The organism is Longimicrobiaceae bacterium (assembly GCA_035936415.1).
Lineage (GTDB): Bacteria > Gemmatimonadota > Gemmatimonadetes > Longimicrobiales > Longimicrobiaceae > JAFAYN01.
The window spans coordinates 1-10,015 of record DASYWD010000289.1; the positions used below are offsets into that span (position 1 = coordinate 1).

The 10,015-nt window shown below is 72.7% G+C and carries 7 protein-coding genes; 1 reads left to right on the plus strand and 6 read right to left on the minus strand.

Features of this window, described 5'->3' with window-relative positions; genetic code table 11:
* Positions 1 to 40: 40 nt before the first annotated feature.
* The 5 genes from VGR37_11605 to glgX form a co-directional block, all read right to left on the minus strand.
* Positions 41 to 313, minus strand: coding sequence for a hypothetical protein (locus VGR37_11605; protein ID HEV2148039.1), 273 nt, complete (start codon positions 311 to 313; stop codon positions 41 to 43).
* Between the two features lie 289 nt (positions 314 to 602).
* On the minus strand, positions 603 to 1,532 hold the full coding sequence (locus tag VGR37_11610) for a phosphatase PAP2 family protein (GenBank protein ID HEV2148040.1): 930 nt from the start codon (positions 1,530 to 1,532) through the stop codon (positions 603 to 605).
* Between the two features lie 78 nt (positions 1,533 to 1,610).
* Positions 1,611 to 2,261 (minus strand): hypothetical protein, encoded by a 651-nt coding sequence (locus VGR37_11615; protein ID HEV2148041.1) that lies wholly within the window; start codon positions 2,259 to 2,261, stop codon positions 1,611 to 1,613.
* Positions 2,262 to 2,442: 181 nt separating this feature from the next.
* The gene (gene treZ / locus VGR37_11620; protein ID HEV2148042.1) at positions 2,443 to 4,326 is read right to left on the minus strand and encodes a malto-oligosyltrehalose trehalohydrolase; all 1,884 of its coding nucleotides are present in this window, start codon (positions 4,324 to 4,326) and stop codon (positions 2,443 to 2,445) included.
* Entirely contained in the window at positions 4,323 to 6,611 is a 2,289-nt protein-coding gene (glgX, locus tag VGR37_11625; protein ID HEV2148043.1) for a glycogen debranching protein GlgX, read from the minus strand. The genes treZ and glgX overlap by 4 nt, the downstream gene beginning before the upstream one ends.
* A 188-nt stretch (positions 6,612 to 6,799) precedes the next feature.
* Between glgX and treY the strand changes: the two genes are divergently transcribed.
* On the plus strand, positions 6,800 to 9,709 hold the full coding sequence (treY, locus tag VGR37_11630) for a malto-oligosyltrehalose synthase (GenBank protein ID HEV2148044.1): 2,910 nt from the start codon (positions 6,800 to 6,802) through the stop codon (positions 9,707 to 9,709).
* A 41-nt stretch (positions 9,710 to 9,750) separates the two neighbouring features.
* Here the strand turns inward: treY and VGR37_11635 are convergent.
* Positions 9,751 to 10,015, minus strand: a 265-nt coding sequence (locus tag VGR37_11635; protein ID HEV2148045.1) for a hypothetical protein, incomplete at its 5' end; no start/stop codon positions are given.

Here is a 10,015-nt window from a genome sequence, read left to right on the forward strand (position 1 = left end):
GGCGGGGGGGGGCGCTCTCTGCATCTTCGGGCTCGAACCGTCAGGCCGCGGCCCTGGCGGGCGGCACCAGCACGTTGGACGCCGCCGCGAAGAAGGGCTTGGCGCCCTGGACGTTCTTGAGCTTAAGCTCCAGCAGCCGGCTCCCGTCGCCCGTACGCCCCAGCACCTTCACCACCTCCGCCGTCCCGCTGACACAGAGGACCTCGTCACCCGCCTTGACGGTCCGCTCGGCCGCCGTGGGCCAACCGGGGTGCGCGTCGCGGTTCACGTACATGTCCTCTTCGCGGATCCGATTCGAACCGTTTCCGTTCATGTCGGCACTCCTGTGTGTGGCGTCGCGGGGCCTGCCCGGTGCGGCAGGGGACCCGCCTTCGCGATGGGTCGCGGGTCGGGAGCGGGGGCTCGTCGTGGCCGGCGGCACGCGTAAGATGCGTGCCCGTGCCACCCTGCGGCGTCCGGGCCCCAACGTGGCCGCCCACGGCGCGCGGGGAGGCGCGGCGCGGGCGAACGTCGGGGCGGGACGCCGGGGAGTGCTCCGGCGTCGACGAAGGTTACACCGGAATTTCGGAAATGTTTCAGCATGCACCGGATCCCCGGCCCGCTCAGGCGGAAGCGGGACGGGGCACCGCCCGGACGGCCCGCTCCTCGCCCCGGGACCACCCCCACCACCGGAACAGGGCCGGGACGGCGAGCAGCGCCCAGAGCGCGCCCAGAGCGAGCAGCACCGCCCCCAGCGCGAGCGCCTCCTCGCCGGTGCGCTTCTCCACCACCAGCAGGGGGACGAGCCCCAGCAGCCCCACGGCGACCCGTGCCGCCGCGCCGGCCGCGCCCCGCCAGGCGGGCTCGTACCCCACCAGGCGGTGCTCCGCCAGGAGCGCCACCGTCCCCCCGACCGCCACCCCCGCCGAGTTCCAGAGGAAGGGGCTCCGCTCGAAGACCAGGAGCAGCCCGGCCACCGTGGCCGCGATCCCCAGCGCGCCCGCGGCCAGGAAGAAGCCCTGGGAGCGCTCCCCCAGCCACGCGCGCGCCGCCGGCCACGCCCTCCGGAAGAGCCAGATCAGCAGGGTTCCGAGGAGCGCCCCGCCCACCACGTCGGTCAGGTAGTGCACCCCCAGGTACATCCGCCCGACCCCGACCGCCGCCACCACCAGCGCCGAGAGCCAGAGCGGCACGCGCCCCCGCGCCCAGAGGAGCCCCCAGAGCACCGTGGCGGTGAAGACGTGCCCGCTGGGGAAGGAGCCCAGGTTCACGTGCTCGTACTTGACGATCTCCGGGCCGCTGGGACGGGGGACGTCGATCACCAGGTTGAGCAGCACGTTGACGACGGCCTCCGCCAGGACGACTCCGGCCAGGGCGTAGACGTCCTCCCGCCCCCAGAGCCAGAGCGCCAGGCCCGCGACGAGAACCACGCCCCAGTTGGTGGCCAGCAGGTCGACGAGCCGGAAGGGGAGCGGGTGGCCGTACCCGAAGAACTGCTGCACCCAGACGATGGGCTCGGTCCGGAACAGGAAGTCGGAAGCCCACGCGGGCATGCGGGATACTCCGGGGAGTCGGGGTGGTGGTGGGCTCCGGCCCGGCCCGCGCCTGGTGGCGCGGGCCGGGTCCTGCGACTATCCGGCGGCGCCGCCGGCCATCCTCTGCAGCACGTCGCCCGCCTGGCGGAAGAAGTTCTGGACCGCGTCCCGCTGGTTCAGCAGCTGCTGCCCGGGCTGCACGGACTGCGCGGTCTGCTCCAGCTGGCCCGCCTGAGCGTCCAGGGCCGGGAAGCGCTGGTCCTGGATCGCGTTGATCAGCGTCGCCACCGAGGTGAAGGCGTTGCGCACCATCCCCGCGTGCTCCGTGGATGTCTCCGGGGTCTGCACCAGGCGCTCGGCCGCCTGCCGCGCGTCCTGCAGCTGCGCCTGCACGTTGACGCCGGTCATCTCCGGGTTCTGGAGCACCGCATCGACCGAGGCGACCAGCCGCTGGATGCAGTCGCTGGTGTACTGGTGGTCCATGCTCATGCTGGCGGCGTCGCGCGGCGCGCAGGTCGTCATGTACTGCTCCACCGCGGGAGGCACGACCGCGGCCCCTGCCGCCACCGGGGCGACGCCGGGCTCCGGCGCGGGCTCCACGACGGCGGCGGCGGGCTCCAGCACCTCGGCCTCGTCGTCGTCGAACATCTCCCACAGCAGCCAGCCGATCAGGAGCAGCGCCAGCAGCCCCAGGAGCCACGGCCAGATGGATCCGCCGCTCTTCCGTTCGATGTCGATGTCCGCCATTTCTTCTTCCCTCCGTTCGAGTGGTTGGGTCTGCCCACCGCGCCCGGAGCCGGCATCCCTCCCGACCCCGTCCAGGAAACAACGCGACCGTCCGGCCCGCGCAGGCCGCGGATCCGGGGTCCGTGGGGCCGTGTTTGCAACAACCGGTCCCGCGGCCCGCTCCGTGTGGCGAATCCGCCGCTCAGCCGGAGCGCAGCAGCACCGCCCCGGGGCCCTCCATGCGCAGCTCCCCCCCGGGGGCGAGGCTGGCCACCTCCCCCTCCAGCTCCCCCCCGAAGCGCCCCTCCTCCGTGGCCAGCAGCAGCTCCCACCCCCGTCCGGCGGGCGGGCGCGTGTCGGCCCGCGCCGCGGTGTCCACCCGCACCTCCCCCCGGAAGGCCACCACCAGCAGGAGCGCGCTCCCGTCCGGGGCCTCCCTCCGCACCGCCAGCGCGTCGTCGTCCAGGGCGGAAGCGCGGAAGTGCTCGCGCCCGCGCTCCCGCAGCGCCGGCTCCGCGCGCCGCAGCGCCAGCAGCTCGCGGTACAGCGCCAGCACCCCCGCGTGCGGCCGCCGCTCGCGCTCGTCCCAGTTCAGCTTCGAGCGGCGGAAGGTCTCCGGGTCCTGCGGGTCCGGGATGCGCTCGCGGGTCGCCGGGTCGGCGAAGGCGGAGAAGCCCTTGAACTCCTCGCGCCGCCCCTCCGTCACCAGCCGCCCCAGCTCTTCCGGGTGGTCGGTGAAGTACTGGAAGAACGACGAGGCGGCCCACTCCTGCCCCATCCAGAGGAGCGGGGTGGCCGGCGTGAGGAGGAGGAACGCGGAGACGGCGCGGTACGCCGCGGGAGAGATGCCGTGGTTCAGGCGGTCGCCCAGGGCGCGGTTCCCCACCTGGTCGTGGTTCTGGATGCACTGCACGAAGCGGGGGTACGCGATCCCCTCGGCCGGGGTGCCGCGCGCCTCGCCGGTGTGCGGGGAGCGCTGCCCCTCGTAGTACCAACCCTTCCGCAGCGTCTCCGCGACGTCCTCCACGCTCCCCGAGTAGGAGGCGAAGTACCCCTCCCGGTCGCCGGCCACGCAGGCGCGGATCTGGTGGTGCAGGTCGTCCGCCCAGACGCCGTCCAGCCCCAGCCCGCCCCTGTCCACCGGGGTCACCAGGAGCCGCTCGTTGCGCTCGTCCTCGGCGAAGACCACGAAGCGGCGCTCCGGCCCCAGCGCGTCGCGGACGCGGGCGGCCAGCTCCTGCAGCACGTGCGTCGGCGAGTCGTCGATGATGGCGTGCGTGGCGTCCAGGCGGAGGCCGTCCAGGTGGTACTCGCGCGCCCAGTGCAGGGCGTTGCCGATCACGATCTCGCGCACGGCCGCGCTCCCCTCGCCGTCGTAGTTGACGGCGGCGCCCCAGGGGGTGTGGTGCCGCTCGGTGAAGACCTTGCCGCTGGTGAAGAGCGGGAGGTAGTTCCCCTCCGGCCCGAAGTGGTTGTAGACCACGTCCAGCACCACGGCGAGCCCGCGCCCGTGCGCGGCGTCCACCAGCCGCCGCAGCCCCTCCGGCCCGCCGTACGAGCTCTCGGGGGCGAAGAGGTCCACCCCGTCGTACCCCCAGTTGCGGGCCCCCGGGAACTCGGCCACCGGCATGATCTCGATGGCCGTCACACCCAGCTCCACGAAGTGGTCGAGCCGGGGGATCAGCGCCTCGAAGGTCCCCTCCGGCGTGGCGGTCCCCACGTGCAGCTCGTAGACGACCATCTCCTCCAGCGGGATCCCCCTCCACCCCCCGTCCGTCCACCGGAACGCCTCCGGGTCCACGACCTCGGAGGGCCCGTGCACCCCCTCCGGCTGGAATCGCGACGCCGGGTCCGGGAACGCGTCCCCCCCGTCCAGCCGGTACCGGTAGCGCGCCCCCGCCCCGATCCCCTCCACCCGTACGCTCCACCATCCCTCGGCCTGGGCGGCGAGCGGGTGGTCCCGCTCCCCCCCCGCGCCGTAGAGCACCACGTCCACGCGCTCGTGCCCCGGGGCCCAGACCCGGAACTCCACGCCCCCCCTCTCGACGCGCGCCCCCAGCGTCCGCTCCGCCGCCACGCCGCTCATCTCTCCTCCTCCGGTCGCTTCCACGTCTCCTCCCGCGCGTCCAGGTCCCCCGTGCCTCCCCTGTTCCCGTCCTCGTCCCCGGCGAGCCTCAGCCCGTCGTGGCGGGCGCGCAGCACCACCATGGAGCGCCCCTCCAGCGGGAACTCCCCGCCCACCGCGTGCACCTCCACGCCCTCCGCCATCTCGGGGCGGTTGGTGTCCAGCGTCACCTCCCACTCCTCCGCGTCGCCGTACTCCGGGAGGGTGAAGGAGATGGAGCCGCCGTCCGCGTTGAAGAGGAGGAGGAAGGTGTCGTCGGCGATCTGCTCGCCGCGCTCGTTCCACTCCTCCATGGCGTCGCCGGAGAGGCACATCCCGAACGCCTTCACGAAGCCGGAGTTCCACTCCATGTCGGTCATCTCGTGGCCGTCCGGGCGGACCCAGCTGATGTCCTTGACGCCGGAGCCGCGGATGGGGCGCCCCCGGAAGAAGCGGCGCCGCCGGAAGGTGGGGTGCTCGCGCCGGAGCTTCGCCACGCGGCGCGTGAACTCCAGGAGCGCCCGGCCGCGCCCGGTCAGGTTCCACCCGATCCAGGAGATCTCGTTGTCCTGGCAGTACGCGTTGTTGTTGCCGTACTGCGTGCGCCCCATCTCGTCGCCGCCGCAGATCATGGGCACCCCCTGCGACAGGAGGAGGGTCGCGATGAAGTTGCGCTTCTGGCGCTCCCGCTGGCGGATGATGTCGTGGCGCTGCGTGGGCCCCTCCACCCCGAAGTTGTAGGAGATGTTGTGGCCGTGGCCGTCGCGGTTCTCCTCCAGGTTGGCCTCGTTGTGCCTGTGGTTGTACGAGACCAGGTCGTTCAGCGTGAAGCCGTCGTGCGCCGTGACGAAGTTGATGCTCGCGTGCGGGCGGCGGCCGTCCTCCTCGTACAGGTCGCTGGAGCCGGTGAGGCGGTACCCCAGCTCGCCCAGCGTCCCCGGGTCGCCGCGCCAGTAGGCGCGCACGGTGTCGCGGTACTTGCCGTTCCACTCGGCCCAGAGCACGGGGAAGTTCCCCACCTGGTACCCGCCCTCGCCGACGTCCCACGGCTCGGCGATCAGCTTCACGCGCGAGATCACCGGGTCCTGGTGGATCACGTCGAAGAAGGAGGAGAGCTTCTGCACCGCGTGGAGCTCGCGGGCCAGCGTGGAGGCCAGGTCGAAGCGGAAGCCGTCCACGTGCATCTCCTCCACCCAGTAGCGCAGGCTGTCCATGACCAGCTGGAGCGTCTGCGGGTTGCGGAGGTTCAGCGAGTTGCCGGTCCCCGTGTAGTCCATGTAGTAGCGGGGGGCGTGCGGCACCAGGCGGTAGTAGGTGGGGTTGTCGATCCCCTTGAAGGAGAGGGTGGGCCCCAGGTGGTTCCCCTCCGAGGTGTGGTTGTAGACCACGTCCAGGATCACCTCCAGCCCCTCGGCGTGGAGCGCGCGCACCATCTCCTTGAACTCGCGCACCTGCTCGCCGTAGTCGCGGGCGTGGGCGTAGCGCCCGGCGGGGGAGAAGTAGTTGATGGAGGCGTACCCCCAGTAGTTGACGAGCCCCTTCTCGATCAGGTGGTACTCGTCGGCGATCTCGTGCACGGGGAGGAGCTCGATGGCCGTGACCCCGATGGACTTGAGGTGCGCGACGACCGCCGGGTGCGCCACCGCCCGGTAGGTGCCGCGGATCTCCTCCGGGACCCCGGGGTGGAGCATGGTGAGCCCCTTCACGTGCGCCTCGTAGATCACCGTCTCGTGCCAGGGGATCCGCGGGGGCCGGTCGCCCTGCCAGTCGAAGGAGGTGTCGACCACCACCCCCTTGGGGACCCCCCCCGCGTCGGGGGTGTCGTCCAGCACCCAGTCCTCGCCCGGCTGGTCGAACGGGTACGCCCACGGGTGCGTCGACCAGTCCACCTTCCCGGCCATGGCGCGGGCGTAGGGGTCGATGAGGAGCTTGAAGGGGTTGCAGCGGTGCCCCCGCGCCGGCTCGTACGGGCCGTTGATGCGGTACCCGTAGTAGGTGCCCGGCCCCACCCCGGGAACGTAGCCGTGCCAGACGAAGGCGCTCCGCTCCCGGAGCCGGTAGGTGCGCGAGGGCTCGTCGTCGTCGGGGGCGTCGAAGATGCAGAGCTCCACCTCGCGCGCCAGCTCGGAGTAGATGGCGAAGTTGGTGCCCTCGCCGTCCCACTCCGCGCCGAGCGGGTACGGCCGCCCCGGCCAGGCGGTGACGGCGTCCTCCAGGAAGCCGGGCACGTGCCAGCGGGGGTCGAGCTTCTTCAGCCGTTCGTCCATCGAGCCTCGGGTTCTGCGTTCGGCCGTGCGTGCACGGGGGGGCCGGACCGCGGTCCGGATGCGCCCCGGCGGATGCAGGACGCGCGCCGCAACCGACGAGGGCCGCGGCGCGTTGCGCGCTTCTTGCTGTGCCGGTGGGCCCCCGCACGGGCGGGGAAGCCATCGCCCACGAACTTCCGGGAGCGCACGTGTCGGACCAGAGCGAGAACCGCCACCCCGCGGCAGGCCGCGTACCCCTTTCCACCTACCGTCTCCAGTTCAACCACCTCTTCACCTTCCGCGACGCCGCGGAGCTCGTGCCGTACCTGGCGGAGCTGGGGGTCTCGGACCTGTACGCGTCGCCCTACCTGCAGGCGCGGCCGGGGAGCCTGCACGGCTACGACATCACCGACCACAACCGGCTCAACCCGGAGATCGGCACCCCGGAGGAGCACGCGCGGATGACGGGGCTCCTCCGCGAGCACGGGATGGGGCACCTGCTGGACATCGTCCCCAACCACATGGGGGTGGCGGCGGGGGCGAACCCCTGGTGGAACGACGTGCTGGAGAACGGCCCCAGCTCGCCCCGCGCGGCGTACTTCGACATCGACTGGGCGCCGTACAAGCCGGAGCTGGAGGGGAAGGTGCTCCTCCCCGTGCTCGGCGACCAGTACGGCGTGGTGCTGGAGCGCGGCGAGCTCAGGCTGGTGTACGAGGAGGGGCGCTTCTACGTGGAGTACTGGGACACCCGCTTCCCCTCCGCCCCCGGGCCCACGGCGGCGGTGCTCCGGCTGGCGCTGGAGCGGCTGGAGGAGCTGGAGGCCGACCACCCGGACCGGATGGAGCTGGAGAGCATCGTCACCGCGCTGGAGCGGCTCCCCGCGCGCCGCCGCACCGACGCCGCGAGCGTGGCCGAGCGCCGGCGCGAGAAGACGGTGACGCAGCGCCGCCTGCGCACGCTGTACGGCGGCTCGCCGGAGGTCCGCCGGGCGCTGGACGAGGCGGTGGCGGAGTACAACGGCACGCCGGGCGACCCGCGCTCCTTCGACCGGCTGGACGCGCTCCTGGAGGACCAGGCGTACCGGCTCGCGTTCTGGCGGGTGGCGGCGGAGGAGATCAACTACCGCCGCTTCTTCGACGTGAACGACCTGGCCGGGGTGCGGGTGGAGCGGGGGGAGGTGTTCCAGGCCACCCACCGGCTGATCCTGCAGCTCGTGCGCGAGGGAAAGGTCACGGGGCTCCGGATCGACCACCCGGACGGCCTCTTCCACCCCCACGACTACCTGCGCGACCTGCAGGTGGAGACGGCGGGGGTGGACCCCGACGACGAGCGCTTCTACGTGGTGGTGGAGAAGATCCTCACCGGCGACGAGACGATCCCGGACGACTGGCGGACGGCGGGGACGGTGGGGTACGAGTTCCTGAACCGGGTGAACGGCCTGTTCGTGGCCGGCGACAACCAGGCCGCGATGGACACCATCTACGGCCGCTTCGCGCACGAGCGGATCCGCTTCCCGGAGCTGGCCTACCGCAAGAAGCGGCTGATCCTGGAGTCGTCGCTGGTGAGCGAGCTGAACGTGCTCACCACCATGCTGGGGCGCATCTCGGAGCGGAGCCGCCGCTCGCGCGACTTCACCTTTGGGCTGCTCCACGACGCGCTGCGCGAGGTGATCGCCGGCTTCCCCGTCTACCGCACCTACGTCGACGCCTTCGCGGGCCGGGTGTCGGAGCGCGACCGGGCCTACGTGGAGCAGGCGGTGCGCGCGGCGCGGCGCCGCAACCCCGCCATGAGCCGCTCCCTCTTCGACTTCGTGCGCAGCGTGCTCCTCCTGGACTGGCCGGAGGGGCTGGACGAGGAGGCACGGAAGGAGCACGCCCGCTTCGTGATGAAGTTCCAGCAGCTCACCGGGCCGGTGATGGCGAAGGGGGTGGAGGACACCGCCTTCTACGTCTTCAACCGGCTGGTGTCGCTCAACGAGGTGGGGGGAGAGCCGGACCACTTCGGCGTCCCCCCGGAGGAGCTGCACCGCTACCTGCGGGAGCGGGCGGAGCACTGGCCGCACGCGCTCTCCACCTCGTCCACGCACGATACCAAGCGGAGCGAGGACGTGCGCGCCCGCATCGACGTGCTCTCGGAGGTCCCCGACCTGTGGGAGGCGCACGTCACCACCTGGGCGGAGCTGAACCGCCGGAGCCGCCGCTACGACGACGAGGAGCACCCGGTTCCCGCCCCCGGGGACGAGTACCTGCTCTACCAGACGCTCGTGGGGGCGTGGCCGCTGGGCGCCACGGAGGACCAGGCGCACCAGGACTTCGTCGCCCGGATCCAGGGGTACATGGAGAAGGCCACGCGTGAGGCCAAGGAGCACACGAGCTGGATCGAGCCGAACGAGGGCTACGACGCGGGGCTGAAGGAGTTCGTGGCGGCAATCCTGGACCGGAGCGGGAGCAGGGCGTTCGTGGACGACCTGCTGCGGCTGCAGCCGATCGTGGCCCGCATGGGGATGCTGAACTCTCTGGCGCAGACGCTGGTGAAGCTGGCGGCGCCCGGGGTGCCGGACGTGTACCAGGGGCAGGAGCTGTGGGACTTCTCGCTGGTGGACCCGGACAACCGCCGCCCGGTGGACTACGAGCTCCGCCGGCGGCTGCTGCGGGAGCTGCGCGAGCGGCTGGAGGACGGGGACACGGCGGCGCTGGCGCGGGAGCTGGTGGAGCGCTGGGAGGACGGGCGGATCAAGCTGTACCTGACGCACCGGGCGCTCGCGCTGCGAAACGCGCTCCCGGAGACCTTCCTGGACGGCGAGTACCTGCCGCTCACCTCGGCGGGGGCGCGGGTGGGGCACGTGTTCGCCTTCGCACGCCGGGGCGGCGGCGCGGAGGTGGTGGCGGCGGTGCCCCGCCTCCCGGCCACGATGATGCGGGAGCGCGGCTTCGCCCTCCCGGACGCGGAGGCGTGGCGCGACACCTGGATCGAGGGCAGCGACGGGATCCTGGCGGGGCGCTGGCGGAACGTGCTCACCGGCGCGGAGGTGGAGGGGGTCGAGCGCGGGGGCGGTACGGCGCTCGCCGTGGACGAGCTGTTCGCGGACTTCCCGGTGGCGCTGCTGGAGCGGGGGTGAGGGATCAGGCGCCGCTCACCCGCGCCCCGGCACGCGCGTCCTTACGCCGTCCCCAGAGCCCCTTCCCCACCCAGCGCGTGGGCGCGCACCCGCGCAAGCTCCGCCTCCAGCGCGGCGAGGCGCTCGCGGAGCGTGGCGGAGCGGCGGCGCTCGGCCGCCACGTACAGCGCGATGGCGAAGAGCGCGATTCCCAGCACCGAAGCGACGACCCAGCCGAAGGCGAGCGGCTGGTGGAAGGTGTGGTGGGTGAGGAGGAGCGACGCCAGGCCGGCGGCCACCAGCCACCCCGCGGCCCCGCCCACGGGG

Excerpts from the sequence above, each read along its gene's own strand:
- VGR37_11615 (HEV2148041.1), bottom strand. The coding sequence starts at position 2,261 with ATGGCGGACATCGACATCGAACGGAAGAGCGGCGGATCCATCTGGCCG.
- VGR37_11605 (HEV2148039.1), bottom strand. The coding sequence starts at position 313 with ATGAACGGAAACGGTTCGAATCGGATCCGCGAAGAGGACATGTACGTG.
- VGR37_11610 (HEV2148040.1), bottom strand. The coding sequence starts at position 1,532 with ATGCCCGCGTGGGCTTCCGACTTCCTGTTCCGGACCGAGCCCATCGTC.
- treZ (HEV2148042.1), bottom strand. The coding sequence starts at position 4,326 with ATGAGCGGCGTGGCGGCGGAGCGGACGCTGGGGGCGCGCGTCGAGAGG.
- glgX (HEV2148043.1), bottom strand. The coding sequence starts at position 6,611 with ATGGACGAACGGCTGAAGAAGCTCGACCCCCGCTGGCACGTGCCCGGC.